Genomic DNA, 21955 nt, shown 5'->3' with positions numbered 1-21955 from the left:
GCTATTTATGAGCGATGTTGTGATGCAAGACGTCTTTCTATGTCATCCCCGCCGCACCGCTGTTGGACGCTTTGGTGGCACCCTGGCCAGCGTGCGCCCGGATGATTTCGCCGCGACGATTTTTAAAGCCGTACTGACAGAAGCGCCGGATCTCGACCCTGCTGCCATTGAAGAAGTCTTTATGGGCTGCGCCAACCAAGCCGGTGAAGATAACCGCAACGTAGCGCGTATGTCGTCACTGCTGGCGGGCATTCCTACCTCGGTGCCCGGCACGACCATGAACCGCCTGTGCGGCTCGGGTATGGATGCGGTGGGTACCGCGTTTCGTGCCATTAAAGCCGGTGAAATGGAGTTGGCGCTGGCAGGCGGCGTGGAGTCCATGTCTCGCGCGCCCTACGTGATGGGCAAGGCCGATAGCGCTTTCGCCCGTAGTCAAAAACTCGAAGACACCACCATTGGCTGGCGCTTGGTCAATCCGCTGATGAAGAAAACCTACGGCATTGATTCCATGCCGGAGACCGCAGAGAACGTCGCCGAGCAGTTCACTATCTCCCGGGAAGACCAGGACGCCTTTGCCCTGCGCTCCCAGCAGAAAGCTGCTGCCGCTCAAAAAGCGGGGCGTTTTGCTCAAGAAATCACCGCCATTGAGATCCCGCGCCGCAAGCAGGAGCCGCTGATCTTTGATCAGGATGAGCATCTGCGGGAAACCACGCTGGAAAAACTGGCGGGCCTACCTACTCCTTTCCGTGACGGCGGCAGCGTGACCGCAGGCAATGCGTCGGGCGTTAACGACGGCGCGGCGGCGATGCTGGTGGCCAGTGAAGCAGCGGTTAAACAGCACGGTCTTAAACCGATGGCGAAAATTATTGGTATGGCCACGGCAGGCGTCGAGCCGCGCATCATGGGCTACGGGCCGGTTCCGGCAGTGCAGAAACTGCTGAAGCGCACCGGTATCGCCATGGACGATATCGATGTGTTTGAGTTCAACGAGGCATTTGCCGCCCAGGCGTTAGCCTGTATGCGCGACCTCGGCCTGGCCGACGACGACCCACGCGTCAACCCGAACGGCGGCGCGATTGCGCTGGGGCACCCGCTGGGTATGTCCGGTGCCCGCCTGTTGCTGACCGCCGCCCATGAGTTGCAAAACAGCGGCAAGCGCTACGCACTGTGTACCATGTGTGTAGGTGTGGGGCAGGGTATCGCCACGCTGATTGAACGCGTTTAACGGAGACCATCATGGCATTTCATAGCATCAATGGCCGCAGCGTCGCTTACCGATTGCTCGGCTTGGAAGTGAATCCACTTATCGTGCTGGCGCATCCGCTGGGCATGAGCCAAGCGGTATGGGACGACGTGATCCCCGCGCTGCTGCCCCGCTACCGAGTGCTGACCTGGGATCTACCCGGCCACGGCGCAAGCCAAGCGGTCAGCGGTGAGCAGATTACGCCCGCTGACCTGGCCACTGAAGCGTTGGCGCTGGCAGATATTGCTGGCGCTGAGCGCTTTCACTTCGCCGGTACCTCAATTGGTGGCGTGGTCGGCCAGCAGTTGATTGCGGCGCACCCTGACCGCCTGCTTACTGTGACGCTGACCAACACCGGCGCAGTGATCGGCAACCCGGACTTATGGAATACCCGCGCAGGCCGCGTGCGGCAGGAAGGCTTGGCGGCGATGTCTGAAGAGATCGTGCCGCGCTGGTTTGCACCAAAGGCCTTTGAGGCAAGCCCGGCGCTGCAAGCGGGATGGTGCGTACAAATGGGCCGTGGCGACGATGAGTCCTACGCTCAGCTGTGCGAAATGCTTGGCCGCGATACGTTTGCCGGTAAGTTGGCGTCGAAGCACGTAGAAGTGCAGCTATTTGGCGGCAGCGAAGATATGGCCACCCCGCCCGCGACGCTGGAAGCGCTGTCTGAGGAACTCGGCGGCGTCCCACTGGAGATTTTTGACGGCGTGGGCCACGTGCCCTCGGTAGAAGCCCCGGCGCACTTCGCACAAAAGTTACTCACGGTGCTCGCCGCCGATTTGGGCGACGTGGCGAACCACGGCGTGGCTTACGCCACAGGCCTGGAGACCCGCAAGCAGGTACTGGGAGACGAGCATGTAGCGCGCTCTACCGCCAACGCCAACAGCCTGGACGCCCCCTTCCAGCAGATGATTACCCGCCTGGCCTGGGGCGAGCTTTGGACCAATGACGACCTAACCCGCCGCGAGCGCAGCATGATTACCACCGGTATTCTCGCCGCGCTTGGCCGTGAAGAGTTAACGCTGCACCTAAAAACGGCTAAGCGGATTGGGCTGACAGAAGCTGAACTGCGCCAGGTACTGATGCACGTAGCGATTTACGGTGGCGTTCCGGCCGCCAATCACGCCTTTGCCCTCGCTAAGGAGTTGGGCTGGGGTGAGTAGATTAGTGGCTCCATGAACGGTTGTTTTTTTTAAGAACAATGCATTTGCAAAGTGAGTGAGCCATTGCTGATCGAAGTGCCAACACCCCGGCATAGCCAAAAGCAGTGTGATTGTGCTGTACCCCTCAACAAAGACAACAAGAGGGTTAAGTGATGAAACGCCCCATCGCAAAAGAGCTACTCCTTGCTTGCAGCTTGGTTATATCCAGCTGCGTGCAGGCTGACACACGGCTTACCGTACTCGCGTCAATTTAGCGTTTTCATTGTTTGCGCTAATCGGCGAAAGTAGGGCATCTTTTTTCGCTGATATAGAACGCCATGCTGAACGCTCGAATCAAACTACGTCACTTGATGGCGTTTCTCGAAGTGGCCAAGCGGCGTAGCTTTGCGCGTGCTGCCGAGGCGCTGGCGATTACTCAACCGGGCATTTCCAAGGCAATACGCGAGCTTGAGGAGATTCTTGAAGCGCCGCTTTTCGAACGCACGTCGCAAGGCGTGTCGCTTACCCAAGCGGGGTTGACGCTGCTCCGACATGCAGGCCCTGCCATACGGGCGCTGGATGAAGGCGTCAGCGCTATTGGCGATGCCCACCGGGGCGGACGTTGGCTGCGCGTCGGGGCGCTTTCCACTGTTGAGAGCCGCCTGTTGCCAGTGGCGATACAGCGCTGGCATACCGCCGCGCCGCCGGGCCAGGGCGATACCAGTGTATCGGTGGTGACCGGGGCCAGCGCCTATTTACTGTCGCGCCTGCGCCTGGGCGAGCTGGATATGGTGGTTGGGCGGATGACCGAGGCGCGAGAGATTGGCGATCTCTACTTTGAACACCTCTACTATGAGCCTTTGGTTATCGTCGCGCGAAAAGAGCACCCGCTTGCCCACGTCACGCCGGTCACGGCGGATCAACTGGTTGCCTATCCCTGGGCGCTACCGCCGCCGCAGACCACGCTGCGACAGCAGGTGGACAGTTTCTGCGTGCGCCATGCCATTAAGCTGCCGCCGCGGCTGCTGGAAACTCTCTCGCTGCCCGTTAGCTATCGCTACACTCTGGAGAGTGATGCGCTCTGGATAGCCCCCCGGGAAGCGGTGGCCGAAGAATTGGAAAAAGGTCAGCTGGTGAAGGTCGCGCTGCCTTTTGAAGCCCATGGTGGCTCGGTGGGCATTTGTACGAATGCGAGCATGGAAACGTCGCTGCCCCGTGAAGCGTTTTGCGAAACCCTACGCCAGGTGGCAGCTGAGCGCATTCAACTAAGGTCGTAAAAGCCATAACCTATGAGTTATGGGCGAAGATGACTCTTCAATTGGCAAGGGCTGAGCCGCAGGTCACACTTTGCGAGTAAAAGTGTAAAGGGGCAATGCCCCTCTGCCCCTGTAGCCATAAAGAGCATTTTGCCATGCAAAATAATCATAACCGCTTTGTGACCCGTGACCGCAACTGGCACCCGCCTGCCTACGCGCCGGGCTACAAAACTTCGGTGGCACGCTCGCCGCAGCAAGCGCTAGTGAGCATGCAGCAGCCGACCGTATCTGAGTTGACTGGTCCCAATTTTAGTCATCTGCGCATGGGGCCGCATGACAACGACCTACTGATGAATTTCAGCCAAGGTCAGGGGTTGCCGCAAGGTGAACGGATCATCATGTTTGGCCGAGTTGTCGACCAGTTCAGTAAGCCAGTACCGCACACGCTGGTGGAAATGTGGCAGGCCAATGCCGGTGGTCGCTACCGCCACAAAAACGATAAGTATCTGGCACCGCTGGATCCTAACTTTGGCGGTGTAGGTCGCTGTTTGACCGATGACCAAGGCTTTTACCGTTTCCGTACCATCAAGCCTGGTCCTTACCCATGGCCCAACGACATGAATAGCTGGCGACCCGCGCATATCCACGTATCAGTCACCGGCCCTTCAATCTCTACTCGGTTGATTACCCAGATGTATTTTGAGGGCGACCCGCTGATTCCTCTCTGCCCGATTGTGCATACGCTGAAGGACCCTGACGCCGTTGAAACTATGATCGGACGGTTGGATATGGCCCACAGCAAGCCAATGGATTGCCTAGCCTATCGCTTTGACATTGTGGTGCGCGGAGAGCTGCAAACCTACTTTGAAAACCAATAAGGGCGAGGATACATCATGAAACAGCCTTCTATTCAGCCCAACAGCCAGCCGACCAGCGCGCTGATGCTGCGTGAAACTGCCTCGCAAACCGCTGGCCCCTACGTGCATATTGGTCTTGCACTCGCAGCGGCAGGCAACCCCGTCCGTGAGGAAGAGATCTGGAACGAGATGGCCAAACCCAATGCTGAGGGTGAGCATATCGAAGTGGTCGGTACCGTCATCGACGGCAACGGTGATCTGGTGCGCGATACGTTTGTCGAGGCGTGGCAAGCTGATGCCAACGGCCACTATCAAGCCGATTACGACCTCAGCAAGCCGTTCAACAGCTTTGGGCGTACCGCCACCACCTTTGATCATGGTAGCGAGTGGTCGTTAACTACCATCAAGCCCGGCGCGGTGGAGCACCCTAGCGGGCAGTTAATGGCACCGCATATTAACCTGACGCTGTTTGCCCGTGGAGTGAACATCCACCTGCAAACGCGGCTCTATTTTGATGATGAGGCTGAAGTGAATGCGCAGTGCCCGGTGCTATCACGTATCGAGTCTCCGGCGCGTCGGCAAACCCTGATTGCCAAGCGGGAAGAGGTGGATGGTAAGGTGCGTTATCGCTTGGATATCCGCCTGCAGGGCGAAGGAGAGACGGTGTTTTTTGATTTCTAGCCCCTCGTCTGCAAAGTTTGTAAATAAAACTGAAAAGCGTTGCTTATCCGTAAGCAGCGCTTTTTTTGTTTGGGTTCGACCTTGGTCGTGCATTGATCTTGTAAAAATCCAACTTTTACCTGTCATTGTACCTTTTGGAGACGGCGTGAAAGCAGCAACACTGGTGATGCGAGGCAGGAAGCTGAAAAGACCGGGCGACATAGTCTGAACATAGACGAATGTCGATTAGCCCTACGCCTCATAGTGAATTAATGTGAATGCTTAAAGCGAACTAGTATTCGCTATGCGAACTTACAATAATCCAAGAAAGTCCTGGAGGTTCCTATGAAAATGTCCCTATCCCGTTGTGTGTTGGCGGCAGCGATTGCTGGCCTTGCTGTTAGCTCTGCCCAGGCAGAAACTACGCTGCGTATGGCGCACTTTTGGCCTGGCCCTTCAGGCGTTAACCAAGATGTGTTGCAGGCGTGGGCTGATACCATTGAAGAAGAATCCAATGGTGATCTAACCATTCAAATGTTCCCCGCCGGTACTTTAGCCAAACCGGATTCCATTTATGAAGCCGCTGCCAACGGTATAGCCGATATTGGCGCCACCGCCCAGGGCTATACTGCCGGTCGCTTCCCCCTCTCACAGATCGTTGAACTACCTGGGGTAGCGAGTACGGCAACGCAAGGTGCTTGCGTACTGCAAACACTCTATGATGACGGCCATTTGGACAGCGAATACGCAGACACCCGCCCGCTGTTTATGTTTACCACGGGCCCCGGTGGCATCCACACCATCGACACCGATGTGCAAACCCCTGCCGATCTGGAAGGGCTGCGCATTCGCCGCCCCACTGCCGTAGCGGGTGAGATGCTGGAAAATATGGGTGCAAGCCCGGTGGGTATGCCAGCGCCAGACATCTATACCTCCATGCAGCGCGGCGTGATTGATGGCTTGAGCTTTCCTTGGGAAGGTTTAAAAGGCTTCCGCATTAACGAGTTGGTGAGCTACCACACCGAAGTACCGTTTTACACTTTGATCTTTGTCGCCACCATGAATCAGCGTTCGTACGATAATTTGACGCCCGAACAGCAGGCGGTGATCGATAATAACTCAGGCATGAAATGGGCTGAAAACGCCGGTGCGGTGTTTGATCGCCTAGATGTGGAAGGTAAACAAGAGGCGGCCGACGCTGGCCATACCATTCGTGAAATCGCCAATCCGCTAGAGCATCCTGACTGGCAGGAACCGCTAGAAACGGGCATTGAGAACTACCTAACGCAGTTGGAAGAGCGCGGTCTGGATCAGGCTCGAGATGTATATCAAGCAGCTCTGGCAGCCAGTGAGTCTTGTGGTACCCAATAGGGGTAAGGTTTTATGAAGTCTACTCTCTACAGGGCCAGCCACTGGCTGGCCCTCATTTGTCGCTTGGTGGCCGGGGTCGCTTTGATTGGGCTGCTGGCGGTTACCATTGCTGATGTCAGCACACGCTATCTTTCCCGGGTAACGGAGGGCGCAATTGCTCTGCGCGTGTCAGGAAGCGTGGAGTTGGTTAGCTATTTGATGCTGTTCGCGCTACTGGCGGCGATGGCGGCGAATGTCGAAAAAAGCCAAGTGGTGGTAGAGGCGTTCTCTCACGGCTTGCCGCAATCGATTAAGAACCGTTTACAGGGTCTCTTTTTCCTCGGTTTTACGGCGCTGGGGCTGATTCTATTTGTGGGCTTGCTGGATTCGGCCGCAGCGGCCAGTCGGCACGGCGAAATAACCCAAGACCTGCGATTGCCCATGGGTCCCATTTTCCAATTGGCAGCGGTGCTTAGCTTAATGCTGGGGTTGCGTAGTTTTATTCATGCGTTGCTGGGCATGATTTATGCCGCAGGTGAGGAGGCCGCTCATGGGGAGTGAAGCGATTGGCGCCATCGGGCTAGGGCTTTTATTGGTATTGATGATTCTGCGCGTGCCGGTTGCCCTCACGATGCTGATCGTGGGGGTGGTGGGCTTTGCCCAGATCATTAGCTGGGACGCAGCTGTCGCTCAGTTAAAAACCGTACCGGTGGAAGTACTCTCTAACTACAGTTTCAGCGCCGTGCCCATGTTTATCTTAATGGGTGTGCTGGCTGCTCATTCGGGGATGGCCGGGAAGCTGTTTGATTCAACCCGGATTATTTGCGGTGGCTGGAAGGGCGGCCTGGCGATTGCGGCCGTGGGCTCTTGCGGTATCTTCTCCGCTATCTCCGGCTCTTCGTTAGCCACGGCGAGCACTATGACCCGGGTGGCGCTGCCGGAGATGGAGCGCTATGGCTATAACCGTGGCTTAGCGACCGGCGCGCTGGCTGCAGGCGGCACGCTGGGTATTATGATACCGCCCAGTATCGCGCTGCTTATCTATGCCATTCTTACCGAACAGTCCGTTGGCGATATGTTCATGGCGGGGCTGATTCCCGGTCTGCTGGGGCTGGTGATGTATTCACTGACCATTACGGTAGTCATGTATCTGCGCCCTTCCCTTGCCGTGGCGGGTGAACCCACTGCTTGGAAAGAGAAACTGCTCTCGCTAACCGGCTTAGTGCCCTTCTTTGGCGTTTTTCTGGTGATGATTTTAGGTATCTATTTTGGTGCCTTTACACCGACGGAGGGCGCTAGCGTCGGGGCGTTCGCCACGCTGCTTTACGCCCTAGTGAAAGGCATGCGCGGTGCACAGCTATGGCACAGCGTACAAGAGACGTTGGCGCTGTCTGCGGTGGTGTTCTTTATGCTGGTGGGGGCTGAGACGCTGGGTTACTTCATCTCGGTGTCGCGCATTTCGTTCTCTATCACTGACCTGCTCTACGGCATGGATCTAACCCCTATCGTCGTGGTGCTGTGCATTCTGGCGCTCTACTTTGTGCTGGGTATGTTTATGGACTCCATCGCCATGCTGGTAATCACCGTACCGGTGGTTTATCCGATTATTCAGGCAATGGGTATCGACCCGGTATGGTTCGGTATTTTGACCGTACTGACCGTTGAGCTGGGACTGATGACCCCGCCGGTGGGGATGAACGTGTTCGTGATTAAAGCGATGGCGCCGCACGTGGGGCTGGGGGAGATATTTAAAGGGGTGGCGCCTTTTGTCGTCTCCGACCTGATACGGCTGGCGTTATTAATTGCTTTCCCCATTTTAAGCACGCTGTTTCTACTCTAGCGGCAAGTACGCTTGCCTCTATTCAAGCCAGCGCGATCACAACCACAACTACAGGAGCTTATGCCATGTTCACCACTCAGCTAATGTTAGCGGGCCAATCTACCCCTGCCGAGCATACAGCCACCTTTACCCGTGCGAATCCGTTAAGCGGTGAAGTGGTGACCACTGCTGCGGCGGCAAGTGTCGGTGACGCTAACGCGGCCGCCGACGCCGCAGGCCAGGCGTTTGAGGCATGGTCACAAACGGGCCCTGGGGAGCGGCGCGCCAAGCTGCTGAAAGCCGCCGAACTAATGGAGCAGCGCCAAGCGGATTTCATTGATCGGATGGTAGAAGAGACTGGCGCTACCCTTGGCTGGGCAGGTTTTAACGTTAAAGTGGCGGCTGATGTGCTGCGTGAGGCGGCGGCGTTAACCACCCAGATCCAGGGCGATATCATCCCCTCTAACGTGCCTGACAGCATAGCCATGGGCGTGCGCATCCCGTGTGGCGTCGTCGTGGGTGTTGCGCCCTGGAATGCGCCGATTATTCTGGGTACGCGAGCCATTGCTACGCCCTTAGCGTGTGGTAATAGCGTGATCTTGAAGGCTTCTGAGCAGTGCCCAGCGACACACCATTTAATTGGTGAAGTGCTGCAAGCAGCGGGGTTGGGCGAGGGCATCGTCAACGTGATTACCAACGCGCCTGAAGATGCCGCTGACGTGGTAAGCGCGTTAATTGCCCATCCTGCTGTGCGGCGGATTAACTTCACTGGCTCCACGGGCGTTGGAAAAATCATTGCCGAGCAAGCGGCCAAGTATTTAAAGCCCGTGCTGCTTGAGCTGGGTGGCAAGGCACCGTTTTTGGTATTGGATGATGCCGACATAGACGCTGCCGTGGACGCGGCAATCTTTGGCGCGTTCTTTAACCAAGGCCAGATCTGCATGTCCACCGAGCGGGTTATTGTTGATAACCAAGTGGCGGATACTTTTGTGGAGAAGTTTGCCGCGCGGGCTCAGGCGCTAAAAGCAGGCGACCCACGTGATGAAAGCAACAGCCTGGGCACTTTAATCAACGCGCAGTCAGGTGAAAAACTAAATAGCCTCATCGATGACGCAGTCACTCAAGGCGCGCACTTAGCCGCGGGTGGTAAAGCCGAGGGCGTGGTGATGCAGGCCACGGTCATCGATGGTGTGACCAGTGCTATGCGGCTATATAGCGAAGAGTCGTTTGGCCCGGTCGTCGCAGTGATCCGTGTTGATGGTGAAGAAGAGGCAGTGCGCATCGCTAACGATAGCGAGTACGGCCTCTCATCAGCGGTGTTCAGCCGCGATAGCGCACGCGCAATGAAAGTGGCAGGGCGCTTACAAACGGGTATTTGCCATATCAATGCCCCTACGGTACACGATGAACCGCAAATGCCGTTCGGCGGTGTGAAGTCCAGCGGCTACGGGCGCTTTGGGGGTAAAGCAGGCATCGAAGAATTCACCGAGCTGCGCTGGATGACCATGCAGCTCGGGCCGCGGCACTATCCTATTTAGTGGATTCGTTAGCCGCCATTTGCCGTAGCCGAAAATCCCTTGGTGAAAGGGCGGTATTGCGCTTAAAAAAGCGCGTGAAGTAAGCCGGTTCTGAGAAGCCTAAGCTGTCGGAAACCTCACCAATGGTCATATTGGTGTAGGTAAGCTGGCGCTTGGCTTCCAGCAGTAGGCGTTCATGCAGTAATTGAAGGGCGCTACGCCCGGCAAGTTGGCGGCATAGCAGGTTCAAGTGTGCGCTGCTCACACCTATCTGCTCGGCTAACTGTTCAATGCTTGGCTGTTCACGGTAATGAGCTTCGATCAGCGCTTGGAAGTTCTCAAGATGCATGCGCCCCTTATCGTACTGGCGGGGGCCATGGCGCTTTGCAGGCCTGTCAGGATAATCGGTAAGACGCGATAACTCTACAACTAACGCCTGTACCAGCGCTTCAAGCAACCGGTTTCGTCCAGGAGCGGGCTGGCGGTACTCCTGGTCAATTTGGTCGATTAACGTTGCAATGCGCTGGGTGTTAGCGGGCTGATTAAGGCGAAGAAAGTCGGCTTTGCGTAGCGCACTGCTTTCACCCATTAGCTCGTTAAGGTGATCGGCCAACGGCTTCGCCAGGGTAATAATGTGACCGCCGATATCGGGAGAAAAATGAAAACCATGGATGGCCATCGCGGGCACAATAATAGTTACCGCGCCTTCAAGGCGTTGTTTAGCTCCTTCAAGCTCTAGTTCAAGGCTGCCGTGGCTGATAAATAGAATATGCACTAAATCAACATGCCGGTGAGGGCGAATGCGCCAATCATGCAGACGGCTGCGCTCGGGAATTGACTCACAGTGTAATAAGTCCGGCGTCGGCCAGTGCTGGGTTTCACCGTATAGCTTGAACACGGGAACATGGGTTGTCGTTGCTGTTTTCACGCGCTGCTCCTCATGCGACTAATGTCGTGCCATAACGCTTGGAAAGTCCAATTAACTGTTCCATTCATGCCTTATTATGCGCATCGTTTCATTGAAAAATACAAGTAACAAGCATTTATATAATGACAACGATGAGGCCCCTATGAAAACCCAGGTCGCGATAATTGGCGCAGGCCCCTCTGGCCTATTGCTGGGCCAGCTACTACACCGCCAAGGCATTGATAACGTGATTGTTGAGCGGCGTAGCGGAGAGTATGTATTAAGCCGTATTCGCGCCGGTGTGCTTGAGCAGGGCATGGTGGACCTACTGCGCGAAGCGGGGGTTGACCAGCGGATGGATGAAGAGGGCTTACCCCATGATGGTTTTGAGCTTGCCTTCGACAACCGCCGCGTGCGTGTCGCTCTGGATGAGCTGACCGGTGGCAGTAAAGTCATGATTTACGGTCAAACCGAGGTAACGCGGGATTTAATGGAGGCTCGTGAAGCTAACGGTGCAACAACACTTTATGAAGCAGAAAACGTTCAGCCCCACGATCTGGAGAGTGACAGCCCCTATCTCACCTTTGAGCACAACGGCGAAACGGTCAGGCTCGATTGCGATTACATTGCCGGTTGTGATGGCTACCATGGTGTATCCCGCCAATCGATTCCTCAAGAGCGTATTAAAGAGTTTGAAAAGGTCTATCCGTTTGGCTGGTTGGGGGTTCTCTCGGACACGCCCCCGGTCTCTGATGAGCTGATCTACGCGCGCCATGAGCGCGGCTTTAGTCTGTGTAGCATGCGCTCCGCCACCCGCAGCCGTTACTACCTGCAAGTGCCGTTAGATGAAAAAGTTGAAAACTGGTCAGATGAGCGGTTTTGGCAAGAGCTGAAGCACCGCCTGCCTGACGACGTTGCCGCAAAGCTGGAGACTGGGCCTTCGATTGAGAAGAGCATCGCGCCGCTGCGAAGCTATGTGGTTGAACCCATGCAGTACGGGCGGCTGTTTCTGGTCGGCGATGCGGCGCATATCGTGCCGCCCACTGGTGCCAAAGGGCTGAACTTGGCTGCCAGCGATGTCAATACGCTTTACCGGTTAATGATGAAGGTCTACCAAGAAGGCCGTACAGATCTGATCGAGCGCTACTCGCAAACGTGTCTGAAACGCATCTGGAAAGCCGAGCGTTTCTCCTGGTGGATGACCTCCATGTTGCATAACTTCTCAGATGAAGAAGATTTTAACAGCCGCATGCAGCTGGCCGAGTTGGATTACGTGACTAGCTCTAAAGCGGGGCTAACCACCATTGCAGAAAACTATGTTGGCTTGCCCTATGAATCGCTTGAGTAGCGTTTAGCCCTTTCTCATTTTCCTCATTGCCCAAGCGTCTGCTTGGGCTTTTTTGCTTAAATGTCATGAAAAGTTGTAAAGTTCTCCACGCTTTCATGTCCGGTAATAAAGACATTCTCGGGAGCTTCTTAATAACCAAAGTGGAAGTTATGGGAGGCGTAGGTTCCGCTACAGATAACAGTACTATCTTTCGTTTAAGCGCACTGGCACACGGCTTAAATGGTTATTACCGTTAGCGATCTTTTGCAGCAGAGAAAGCAATATCTGTTGCTCTTCGGCGTTAAGCGGCGCCAGGATATCACTTTGCACCTCTTCAACAGCAGGCTCTACGGCTTCTCGTAACGTCTCTCCTTCCTTGGTAAGCTTCACAACCATCGAACGACGATCTTCAGGGTTGCGGTGCCGGGTAATGAGCCCGCGCTCCTCTAATTTTCGTACTACGACAGCGATGGTATTGCGATCCAATGCCGTATAGCCACCTAAGGTGATTTGGTCACTGGCTCCCATCTCTTCAAGCGCAGAAAGGATAATATATTGCAGTTGGGTAAGGTTAAACGCCTCGCACTTGCGCAGAAAAATAGCCACGCTAATTTGGTGGCAGCGTCTTAAAAGATTGCCAGGTAAGTCAAAAGCTTCAGATAGCGGTGATCGAGTCATGTGGAGTCTTATAAAGGGGAAAATACGCTGTGACCATAGCAGAAGTTTCTGTAATAGGCACTGGATGGGAGCACTGGCCAGCATGATACTAGCCAGTGCCCCACATCAATAAAGAGTAAGCCGGAGGTAGCGGCTAGAGTTAACGGAAAACGTTAACGAGCCAGGGATTAAAGATGACCGCCAAAATGACGAGGCAAGCCGCTATTATGAAAGGCAAGATCCACTTCGTAATGCGGGGCAAGCTAACGTTGCTGATAGCGGAGGCAACATAGAGCCCTGCACCCACCGGGGGGGTTAACAGCCCCAAGCTCAGTGTCATACAGGTGACGATGCCAAAATGGATGGGATCAATACCATAACTTTGCTGCGCCACCGGGAGCAAAATAGGCACTAGGATGATCAGCGCAGCGATCCCATCAAGCACCATGCCTACTACCATCAGCATCACAAACACCAGAAGCATAAATACCAGCGGGCTTTCGGTGGTGCCTTGCATTAGTCCGGCTACCTGTTGAGGTATCTGGTTGTACACCAGTACCCAACCAAAGGCTTTCGCAGCGACAATCAGAAATAGCACAATGGCGGTGTTGCGTGCTGTTCGGCTTAAAACACCAGGTAATTGCCCCCACTTAAGCTCTTGAAAGAAGAGGGCGCCTATCACCACCGCCATTAGCGTCGCAGCCGCCGCGGATTCAGTCGGCGTCACTATGCCAAATGCGATACCGCCCACAATGACGATGGGAATGCTAAGTGTGAGCAGTGCGCCACGAGTCGCACGCCATAGCGGTGTGCGTTCCTGATCAACGCTTCCTTTCTTACGCGCACGGCGCGCCATGATTGTGATCAAGCCGCTGATCAGTATAAACAGCAGTAGCCCAGGAAGAATGCCGCCCATGAACATGGCACCAATCGACACTTGAGCAATGACGCCATAGATAATAAACACCATTGACGGCGGAATAATCGGCCCCAGCAGGCCAGCACCTGCCGTCAACGCCGCGGCGAACCCCTTGTCGTAACCATCACGCTCCAATTCGGGAGTCATTACTCGGCTCATAATAGCGATCTGTGCCGTCGCTGAACCCATAATAGAGGCAAGCATCAAGTTCGAGGTGAGGGATACATAGGCAATGCTGTGAGGAATCCACGCAAACCAGGCACGTGTGGCGGTGATAATGCGACGTGTAATACCACCCTCATTCATGATTTCGCCCAACAGGATAAATAAGGGAATCGCCAGCAGATCAAATACCTCTAGCGAGCCAAAAATAACCTGGGGTAGGTTTTCAAATAGACGGTAGTTACCGGAAGTGATCACGAAGGTAAGTGTTGAAGCCAAGAGGACAAAGGCAATTGGCATTCCAAGTAGCATTAACACAATAAAAGCCGCAAGCGTCATAGGGTTACTCCTCGTCGTTGGCTAGGACGAAACTCGCTCGCGAGCGATCAAAAAGCCTAGCGACGAGGTGAAAAATCGATGTGAGGCAGAAAAGCGGCACGATGAGATAGAAATGCCACTTGGGCCAATCGAGCGTAATAGCGATATCGTAGTGGATCGAAGGTGACCGCAGCCAAGCGATGGCGTACCACAGGACAGTAACCATTATCGCCAGGCAGATCAGCTCGGTAAGCCAATAGCAAACGCGCTGAGCCGCTTTAGGCAGTATCGCAATCAGCATGGTCAAACGTACGTGCTGGTCGTTATGTATGGCGATAGAGATGGCGAGAAACGCCATCCAAATCAGAATATAGACGGCTAGCTCATTGGCAAAAAAAAGTGGGCTGTTGAGTACGTATCGTGCGAAAACATTAGCAATAAGCAACGCGCTAAAAGCTATTATCAGTACGTTGCAGAGCAGCTGTTCAACCCTGGCTAGCTGTCGGCTCGCCTTGGTTAGCCAGGTGTCTTGGGGAAAATGCATCTTGGGTACGCCTCTTTGGTTCGGGGCGCAGAAGCGCCCCGACGCGTTTTATTCAGCGTTAAGGAGTTCGGTGGACTGTTGCTGGAATGCTTGGATAAGCGGATGGTCACCAAAGCGCTCAGCGAACGCTTGGTTCGCCGTGCTGAAAGCGTCTTCAGCGCTTTCTAGCGTATACACATTAATGCGGTCTTCGAGCAAGGTGCGGTTGCTCGCTTCTGCTGCAATTTCCGTCTCAGTACCCCAGGCAAGTGCCTCAGCCATGGCGGTATCAATTAGCTGGCGTTCTGCATCGCTAAGTGAAGCGCGGGATGCTTGGCCCATTATGGCTACCTCAGGAAACGCCATATGGCTAGTCAGTGTTAGATGCTCCGCTACTTCATAAAAGCCCGAACCTACTAAGGCATCGAGGTCAATATCCACACCATCCAGCATACCGTTTTGGAGGCCTTGGTAAACATCCGGCAAACTCGTCGGGGTGGGCCGAGCCTCAACGGCTCGCCACCAGGTATTCATCGCTGCGAACGGAATAATGCGGATGTTTTTGCCGCTAACATCCTCAGTGCTGTTAACAGCGCTTTCGCGCATAAGAATATGGCGCATGCCCGCAAAAGTATAGCCGAATGCGTGCAGACCTTTGCTCTCCAGGTTCTGCAGCATCTGCTGAGCAGCGTCTGTCTCGGTGGCCTTGGCCGCCTCTTCTACGCTGGAAAAGAGGAAGGGAGTGAACCAGCCGACGAAAGCTGGTTCACGCTGGCTGGTAGCTGCGGCGGTCATAAGCCCTATGTCTAGCAGTCCGGTCTCCATTTGGGTGAACATGGCCGATTCATCCCCTAGCTGGCCGGATGGGAAAATGGTAATGGTTAAATCACCATTACTTCGCTCTGCCACTGTGTCGGCTAGGCGTTGGGCGGTTTGATTCAAAATATGCTGAGGCGGAGTAATTAATCCCAGGCGTAACTCTTTGGCCTCGACTTGTGTGCTGGCAATTAACGCTAGGCCTAGCGGAATCGCGCAAAGATAGCGAGTGGCAGTATTTAGTATGTTTGTCATTGTATTTACCTTATTTTTAGAGGTTTTTTTTCTTTCTCACTGAAAATTAGTTGTGCTCTTATAAAATCATAAGTCAAAAACGGAATTCTAAAATTTTATGAGCATGGTAGTTTGCAAGAGTTGTAAACAGTTATTACTTTTTATTAGGAAATTATTATATTAAAAGCGCGTCAAATATCCTTATCATATAGCCAAGCCAGCCCTTCATAAGACTGCTCTGGCGTCCGAGAAGCGAGCATGGCATTGCGCAGTTCAGCCGTAACCCCTGTCGCGTGATAGAACTCACCGTGAACACGGGCCATAATCTGACAGCGTCCGGTGCGCAGGTAGCGCCGCTGCTGGTACGCCTGAAAGGCACTGGCGATATCGTCACTGCAGCGGGCAACCTCATCAGCTAGCACAACAGCATCCTCTATAGCCATGCAGGCACCTTGGGCAAGGTATTGCAACATCGGGTGAGCAGCGTCTCCGACCAGGGTGGCAAGGCCACGGCTCCACTCTTTCACAGGCTCTCTATCGCATAGCACCCACATACGCCAGCTATCAATTTTGGCTAACAGTTCTTGAACCGTATCGCAGGTTCCAGCGAAACGCTGCTTGAGCTCCTCAGGATCTCCTTCTGTATTCCAGCCTTCTACATAGCGATCGCTATGGAACACGGCAACCAGATTGAAGAGCTTTCCTCCACGTAACGGATACTGCACGAGGTGGTTTTTGGGGCCGCCCCACAGAATCATGGCATTCCGGCGATAGGCTTCTGGCACTTCCTCGATAGGAATTACCGCACGATAGGCAATGTGACCGGAAACCCTCGGAGCTCCATCGCCGACAATGCTCTCGCGAACCTTAGACCATAGGCCATCGGCCCCTATCAAAGCACTTCCTGAGATTACTTCCCCCTGAGCTGTGGTGACATTCATCTTGCCATTGGCCTCTGAGAAGGAGGCGACCCTAGTAGAGGTTCGAAACTCTATCTGGCTCGATGCACGACACGCGTTGAGCAGTACGTTGTGTAAGTCGGCACGATGGATCAGTGCATAGGGGTACTGGAAGCGTTCGATGAATGAGTCACCCGCCGGGATCTCAACGACCGGCGTGGCATTGACGCTGTCCATCATGATCAGTTCATCTGGCAGCACCGCCAGTTCACGTGCCTGCGCCAATACCCCTAGGCGATCAAGGGCGCGGAAGCCATTCGGTCCTACTTGGATACCAGCACCCACTTCACGAAACTCATCGGCCTGCTCAATAACCAATGTTGGGATGCCGAGACGAGACAAGGCCAGTGCTGATGCAAGGCCACCAATCCCGCCGCCGATAATAAGAATAGGCTGCTGAGTACTCATGATGCCTCCACGTTCACACTGATCTTACCAATACGCTCAATCTCACAATTGATGGTGTCACCAGGCTGGATAGGCCCCACCCCCTCTGGTGTCCCGGTATACAGCAGATCGCCGGGCTCGAGGGTGTAGAATTTGGAGGCAAACTCTATAAGTTCGGCTACATCCATGATCAGATCTTTGGTATTGGCGCTTTGTCGCACTTTTCCATTCACATCTAGGGTCATCGCTAATGCATGAGGGTTTTCTATCTCATCGGCGGTAACCAGCCAGGGGCCCAGCACTGTGTAGGAATCTAGCGACTTACGCAGGCTGCGCTCCTCCGGCCCACGAATCGTGATATCCAGCCCGATGCTGTATCCCGCCACGTAGGACAGCGCATCCTTTGCTAAAACGTTTTTGGCACGTTTGCCAATGATGGCAACCAATTCGATTTCGTGGTCGGTTCGGCGGTCCGGAAGACCGACGTACACAGAATCATCAGGACCGACCAGTGAACTTGTAGCTTTGAGGAACAGCCCTGTCTCCTGTATCTTTCGCACATGTGCTCGGGAGAAAGTCGCGGTATCCTCAATGGCCTCATCCAAGTGGGCTTGGTAGTTGACTGGAGCCGCGACAACCTTGCCGGGGTTGGCAACCGGGGAGCGCAATGTCACCTTGCTGAGAGGATAACGCCGAGCGAATTGTATGGCATCCGCTATGACAGGCATTAATTCTGGTAAGCAAGCAATCAGTTGATCTCCACGGGGATAGGGATATTCCGAGGCACCGATACGAGTTAGGACGCTTGAGACGTCCAATACCTCGTTACCGTCTACGACACCCAGGCGATTGTTATTGAACAAGCAGATTTTCATGCAATGGTTATCCTTTGTATCAGGGAGTTGTCAGGCTTTTTTACTCTCGCCCTTCCAAAAGCCCAAATGTTCCTGAAGGGGGCGATCTGAAAAACTGAACAAAACACATTCATCGGAGGCTTTGAAGCGACGCCAGGCCCAGCCAGGAACCACAAACACATCGTGCTGATTTGCTGTCCACTCCTGATCTCCGACGTGAACGCGGACACTACCCTCCACTACGCAATAGACCGCACCATCTGTTTCCCTATGCTCCACGCCCTGAAACCCAGGTGGCAGAAGCTGTATGTAAGCGCCCATGGTAAGGATCGGTGATTCACCATTGGTGGGATTGGTAAAGGTCAGCTTGAGCCCAATGGCAGGATCACAATCACCACTCTCAGCGAGCTGAGTCAACGCCGCCCGAGTGCGCTTATAGGGGTAGTGGAACAAGGGGCTCGTCGTGCCACTGCCCTGATACCCAACTGGGGTTAACCCGGATGCATAACGCGCTTCAGAGTCGCCCGCCGGTCGACGAACTTCCTGGCGATTGTTCGGATCGTCAGCAGAGAAGCCCGCGTTAAGCATCTGTACGACAGGTACATCAAGGCCATCCAGCCACATCACCGGGTCGCTGCCCTCGGCGCCATGGTCGTGGAACACCCCGGATGGTGTGATCACGAAATCACCAGGGCGCATCATTACTTTTTCACCGTCCACATTAGTGAAGCCACCTTCGCCGCTGAGAATCAGGCGCAAGGCCGAAGCCGTATGCCGATGACTTGGCGCGACCTCGCCAGGCAGAATCATCTGAATGCCTGCGTATAGTGAGGTGGTTACCAAGGATTTACCGCGTAGCTTTGGGTTTTCCAGCACCAGGACGCGACGCTCGGCATCCTCAGCTGAAATGGCTTCACAAGCCATCTCCATGTTCTTGCGAATCGTTTTATCACGCCAGATAACGGGCTCCAGTACCTGTTTAGGCTCACGTGGTGTCAAACCTCGCAGCACCTCCCATAGTGGCGCCATGTTGTCTTTGGAGATTAATTCTTTAAATGCTGTATCGGTCATAGCTCCTCCTTAAGATTCAGCTGATGTGTTTGTAAGGATCAGCAATTATTGTCTCTGCCGTAAATAAAACAATTTTTTTCGTATTGTGATAATTTTGCTTTTTATGCGGTTGGGGTCAAGGCAAAAATATGTATTTGCGACAAAAGTATTATCTTCTGGAGGCTTTGATACAGGCTATGGTGCTGGGCGCTCAAAAATTTTTTTAAGCAATCACAGCGTATTGAGGCAACTGATGGTCATGTGTGACAGTCAGTTATTGCTGTAAGCCCCTAGTGAGCTTTGCAAAAGATGCGCGCAGTGGTTTAAGGGCGCTATTAACAGACTGGAAATGTTGAGGTGGCTTTGAAAGAGAATTCTCAGGAACGGCTGCTGCGATTACTTTCCCTGTTCGCTGATGAAGAAAAAGGGGAGTGGTCGGTCGATGAGGCGTCTGTACACTTGGGGATTTCGGCCAGCCAGACCTACCGTTACTTTAGAACGCTTGCCTCGGCCGGTTATATTTCAGCCTATACGACAGGGAGGTATGTACTTGGCCCGGCGATAATTGAGCTGGACCGTAAACTAAGGATTGGCGATCCAATGATTCATGCGGCGAGAAGTATTATGCGAGAAATGCTCAGCACGGCACCTTCTGCCAGTATCGCCATTCTTTGCCGCTACTTCCGCGGCCAAGTAATGTGTGTGCATGAGGAATTCGAGACTTATCAGCACCATGAGATTAGCTATGAGCGTGGCCAGCCGCGACCTTTATATCAAGGCGCTGCATCAAAAGTGATTCTGGCCAACTTACCCTTACGCCAAGCTAGAGCCTACTTCAACCACGCTCCTGATAAATTCAACCAGTTTGGCCTTGGCGCCAATTGGACAGAGGTCAAGCGAAGCCTTCGAGAGCTTAGAAGCCAGCCTGCTATTATCACGGCAGGTGAGCTTGGAACAAGTGCCTCTGGGATTTCAGCCCCTATTTATGACGACAAGCGAGTTCTTGGAAGTGTTAGCCTCGTCTTACCGATAACCGTCGCAACAGAGGAAGTAACCTCTTTTTTGATGCCCGTTGTAGCAGCAGCAGGTCAAGAAATGACCCGTAAAATGCAGCACTTGGCTCAATTGCAGCAGTGATGAAGACGCCATCTATTTTGCCCCGTGCCTGCTTTCGCAGCACAGGGCTTTTTGTCAATCGCAAATGCTTAATTCATTGAGCGCTAGAAGGGATACTGGATACCTTGCTCCATCACACTGATCCATTGGGTGGTGGTGAACTCATCTAGGTTTGCGGGGCCACCGAAGCGACCGCTGGTACCTGAGCGGCCCATGCCACCGAAGGGTACCTGAAACTCATTGTTTACCGTCTGATCATTAATATGCACCATGCCTACTTTGATGCGATCAGCAATGCGCAGGGCTCGCTCTGTAGATGTGGAGTGAATAGCGGCGGCTAGCCCATAGGAGGAAACATTGACTAATGCGATAGCATCCTCATCGGTATCAAAAAGTGTAATGGGGGCTACAGGGCCGAAAATCTCCTCGCCAAAGGCAGGCATTTCTGGCGTCACGCCGCTAAGAACCGTGGCTTCAAAGAAGTTGCCATCGCGTTTACCGCCAGCGACTACCTTGGCACCCATTGCTACTGAGCGGTTCACGCTCTCCTCGAAGTGCTTAGCTTGTGTCTCATCAATCAATGGGCCGAGGTGTACCTGTTGTGTCCAAGGGTTACCTGTGACTAAGCGGGCGGCCCGGTCGGAGAGATTCTTCATGTATTTTCCGTCACTGAACGATGTATTAAATGGCGATCTACTATACGGAAAAATTTGATTTTCCAGCACAATCATGTAAAACGATCTCCTTCTTCATGACTGAAAAACCTAAACTGGCCTATCTAGACTAAGGGTCGACAACCCCGTGGAGCCGAGGTCGCCGACAATCTGTTTCCACAGATGGAAGAGGGTCTATGGAACAAGGCCTTATGTCATTTCACGCTTCTTTAGCCATTTTGCGGAATTTGGATAGTTGGCCTCCCCACAGGTTGACGCTGCGCGGTGTCGGCTCCCAAAGACGAGGAACATACGTCACCAAATCGTCGTGGAATTTCTCCATTTCCGCCGACAGTTCGATATGAGTTCCTGCTGGGTCATCGAAGAACACGAACAGGTTGTTGCCAGGACCGTGGCGGCCAGGCCCCCAGGTAACCTCTACGTTAAGATCGGTTAGTCGGTCGCACCACTGCTTGAAATCCTCCCACTCGCTGAGATCGAATGAGTAATGGTCCAACTGACCCCGCATTCCAATGTCAACAACCGCTAAGGTGTGGTGGTCACGATCACTTCTCAGCCACGCAAAATTGCCATTACTAAGCTGGTCGGAAAGAGAAAAACCAACAATATTGGCGTAGAACTCCACCATCCGTTTGACGTCGTCACTACCAACCGTCGTATGTTGAAAGCGAATCGGCCGACGCCCTATGTCCGCTTGGTGTTCCCCTAGGTGATCCATTGCCGTATGAAAGTGCACTCGGTTGCCGTCGGGATCTTCAAACTCAATGCCCTGCGGATCGCCAACAGCTGCATCCATATAGGCAGCATCCAGTGCCCTTACGACCACATTGGCATCTTCTAGCCGGCTTTGCAGTGCGTTGATCGATTCGCTATCCTGTGTTTCAAATCCGAAGTGGGTTAGCGCGTACTTTCCCGATATTAGTTCGATGACGTGGTGCCCACTTCCCCAGCCTAGACGTACCACGCCCTCCAAGGAATTTTCATGCACTGCCATACCTAATACTCGCTGGTAGAAAACTGTGGTTGCCTCAATATCAGGTACACGGAAACCGATATGAGAGACGCGCGTCCCACTCAGCTTTTGCTGTGAAGGGTTCGTATCAATGAGCAGTCGGTTGTTATTCATTATTTACTCCAGAATTAGTGAGTTGCCGAAATGTAGCCTTGTTAATTCAAGGGTGCTCTGGTTTAACCAAGATGGCTGATTG

General features: G+C 53.9%; 21 protein-coding genes. 11 read left to right on the top strand and 10 right to left on the bottom strand.

What is annotated here, in order from left to right; translation table 11 throughout:
- Positions 1-22: 22 nt before the first annotated feature.
- From pcaF to HALTITAN_RS03630, 9 genes are all read left to right on the top strand, one after another.
- Positions 23-1225 (top strand): 3-oxoadipyl-CoA thiolase, encoded by a 1203-nt coding sequence (gene pcaF / locus HALTITAN_RS03670; protein WP_039858068.1) that lies wholly within the window; start codon positions 23-25, stop codon positions 1223-1225.
- A gap of 11 nt (positions 1226-1236) precedes the next feature.
- Positions 1237-2406 carry a bifunctional 3-oxoadipate enol-lactonase/4-carboxymuconolactone decarboxylase PcaDC gene (pcaDC, locus tag HALTITAN_RS03665; protein WP_009286275.1) on the top strand — a complete coding sequence of 390 codons (1170 nt, stop codon included), beginning with the start codon at positions 1237-1239 and terminating at the stop codon, positions 2404-2406.
- A 317-nt stretch (positions 2407-2723) separates the two neighbouring features.
- Positions 2724-3662, top strand: a complete 939-nt coding sequence (gene pcaQ, locus HALTITAN_RS03660; RefSeq protein WP_009286274.1) for a pca operon transcription factor PcaQ — start codon at positions 2724-2726, stop codon at positions 3660-3662.
- Positions 3663-3796: 134 nt separating this feature from the next.
- A complete protein-coding gene (gene pcaH, locus HALTITAN_RS03655) occupies positions 3797-4519 on the top strand; it encodes a protocatechuate 3,4-dioxygenase subunit beta (protein WP_035556096.1) in 723 nt (240 codons plus the stop codon).
- A 15-nt stretch (positions 4520-4534) separates the two neighbouring features.
- A complete protein-coding gene (gene pcaG, locus HALTITAN_RS03650) occupies positions 4535-5179 on the top strand; it encodes a protocatechuate 3,4-dioxygenase subunit alpha (protein WP_009286272.1) in 645 nt (214 codons plus the stop codon).
- A 324-nt stretch (positions 5180-5503) separates the two neighbouring features.
- Positions 5504-6529: a TRAP transporter substrate-binding protein gene (locus HALTITAN_RS03645; RefSeq protein WP_009286271.1), complete on the top strand. Its 1026-nt coding sequence runs from the start codon at positions 5504-5506 to the stop codon at positions 6527-6529.
- A gap of 12 nt (positions 6530-6541) precedes the next feature.
- Complete coding sequence (locus HALTITAN_RS03640; protein ID WP_039857757.1) at positions 6542-7069, top strand: TRAP transporter small permease; 528 nt, start codon at positions 6542-6544, stop codon at positions 7067-7069.
- A complete protein-coding gene (locus tag HALTITAN_RS03635) occupies positions 7059-8348 on the top strand; it encodes a TRAP transporter large permease (protein WP_039857754.1) in 1290 nt (429 codons plus the stop codon). Before HALTITAN_RS03640 ends, HALTITAN_RS03635 begins: the two co-directional genes overlap by 11 nt.
- Positions 8349-8413: 65 nt before the next feature.
- On the top strand, positions 8414-9865 hold the full coding sequence (locus HALTITAN_RS03630; protein WP_022521167.1) for an aldehyde dehydrogenase: 1452 nt from the start codon (positions 8414-8416) through the stop codon (positions 9863-9865).
- Here the strand turns inward: HALTITAN_RS03630 and HALTITAN_RS03625 are convergent.
- Positions 9858-10772, bottom strand: coding sequence for a helix-turn-helix domain-containing protein (locus HALTITAN_RS03625; protein ID WP_009286269.1), 915 nt, complete (start codon positions 10770-10772; stop codon positions 9858-9860). The genes HALTITAN_RS03630 and HALTITAN_RS03625 overlap by 8 nt on opposite strands.
- Before the next feature lie 142 nt (positions 10773-10914).
- Between HALTITAN_RS03625 and pobA the strand changes: the two genes are divergently transcribed.
- Positions 10915-12099 (top strand): 4-hydroxybenzoate 3-monooxygenase, encoded by a 1185-nt coding sequence (gene pobA / locus HALTITAN_RS03620; RefSeq protein WP_039857751.1) that lies wholly within the window; start codon positions 10915-10917, stop codon positions 12097-12099.
- Between the two features lie 183 nt (positions 12100-12282).
- Here pobA and HALTITAN_RS03615 read toward each other — a convergent pair whose 3' ends face one another.
- The 7 genes from HALTITAN_RS03615 to HALTITAN_RS03585 form a co-directional block, all read right to left on the bottom strand.
- Positions 12283-12756 carry a MarR family winged helix-turn-helix transcriptional regulator gene (locus tag HALTITAN_RS03615; RefSeq protein ID WP_039857749.1) on the bottom strand — a complete coding sequence of 158 codons (474 nt, stop codon included), beginning with the start codon at positions 12754-12756 and terminating at the stop codon, positions 12283-12285.
- 139 nt (positions 12757-12895) lie between these two features.
- Positions 12896-14155 carry a TRAP transporter large permease gene (locus HALTITAN_RS03610; RefSeq protein ID WP_009286266.1) on the bottom strand — a complete coding sequence of 420 codons (1260 nt, stop codon included), beginning with the start codon at positions 14153-14155 and terminating at the stop codon, positions 12896-12898.
- Positions 14156-14159: 4 nt separating this feature from the next.
- Positions 14160-14678 carry a TRAP transporter small permease gene (locus tag HALTITAN_RS03605; protein ID WP_039857747.1) on the bottom strand — a complete coding sequence of 173 codons (519 nt, stop codon included), beginning with the start codon at positions 14676-14678 and terminating at the stop codon, positions 14160-14162.
- A gap of 48 nt (positions 14679-14726) precedes the next feature.
- On the bottom strand, positions 14727-15728 hold the full coding sequence (locus HALTITAN_RS03600; RefSeq protein ID WP_009286265.1) for a TRAP transporter substrate-binding protein: 1002 nt from the start codon (positions 15726-15728) through the stop codon (positions 14727-14729).
- A 170-nt stretch (positions 15729-15898) separates the two neighbouring features.
- Entirely contained in the window at positions 15899-17074 is a 1176-nt protein-coding gene (locus HALTITAN_RS03595; protein WP_009286264.1) for a 3-hydroxybenzoate 6-monooxygenase, read from the bottom strand.
- Complete coding sequence (locus HALTITAN_RS03590; protein WP_035581672.1) at positions 17071-17928, bottom strand: fumarylacetoacetate hydrolase family protein; 858 nt, start codon at positions 17926-17928, stop codon at positions 17071-17073. The genes HALTITAN_RS03595 and HALTITAN_RS03590 overlap by 4 nt, the downstream gene beginning before the upstream one ends.
- A 30-nt stretch (positions 17929-17958) precedes the next feature.
- Positions 17959-18978: a cupin domain-containing protein gene (locus HALTITAN_RS03585; protein WP_009286263.1), complete on the bottom strand. Its 1020-nt coding sequence runs from the start codon at positions 18976-18978 to the stop codon at positions 17959-17961.
- Between the two features lie 336 nt (positions 18979-19314).
- Between HALTITAN_RS03585 and HALTITAN_RS03580 the strand changes: the two genes are divergently transcribed.
- Entirely contained in the window at positions 19315-20094 is a 780-nt protein-coding gene (locus HALTITAN_RS03580) for an IclR family transcriptional regulator (protein ID WP_009286262.1), read from the top strand.
- Between the two features lie 83 nt (positions 20095-20177).
- Here the strand turns inward: HALTITAN_RS03580 and HALTITAN_RS03575 are convergent, their stop codons facing one another.
- Both HALTITAN_RS03575 and HALTITAN_RS03570 read right to left on the bottom strand, forming a co-directional pair.
- Positions 20178-20729, bottom strand: a complete 552-nt coding sequence (locus tag HALTITAN_RS03575) for an aldehyde dehydrogenase family protein (protein ID WP_200897109.1) — start codon at positions 20727-20729, stop codon at positions 20178-20180.
- A gap of 217 nt (positions 20730-20946) precedes the next feature.
- Positions 20947-21873, bottom strand: a complete 927-nt coding sequence (locus HALTITAN_RS03570) for a VOC family protein (protein ID WP_009286260.1) — start codon at positions 21871-21873, stop codon at positions 20947-20949.
- Positions 21874-21955: the final 82 nt, after the last annotated feature.

Origin of the sequence: Vreelandella titanicae BH1, assembly GCF_000336575.1 — a bacterium.
GTDB classification, from domain to species: domain Bacteria; phylum Pseudomonadota; class Gammaproteobacteria; order Pseudomonadales; family Halomonadaceae; genus Vreelandella; species Vreelandella titanicae.
This window is presented reverse-complemented; position numbering and strand designations above follow the sequence as displayed.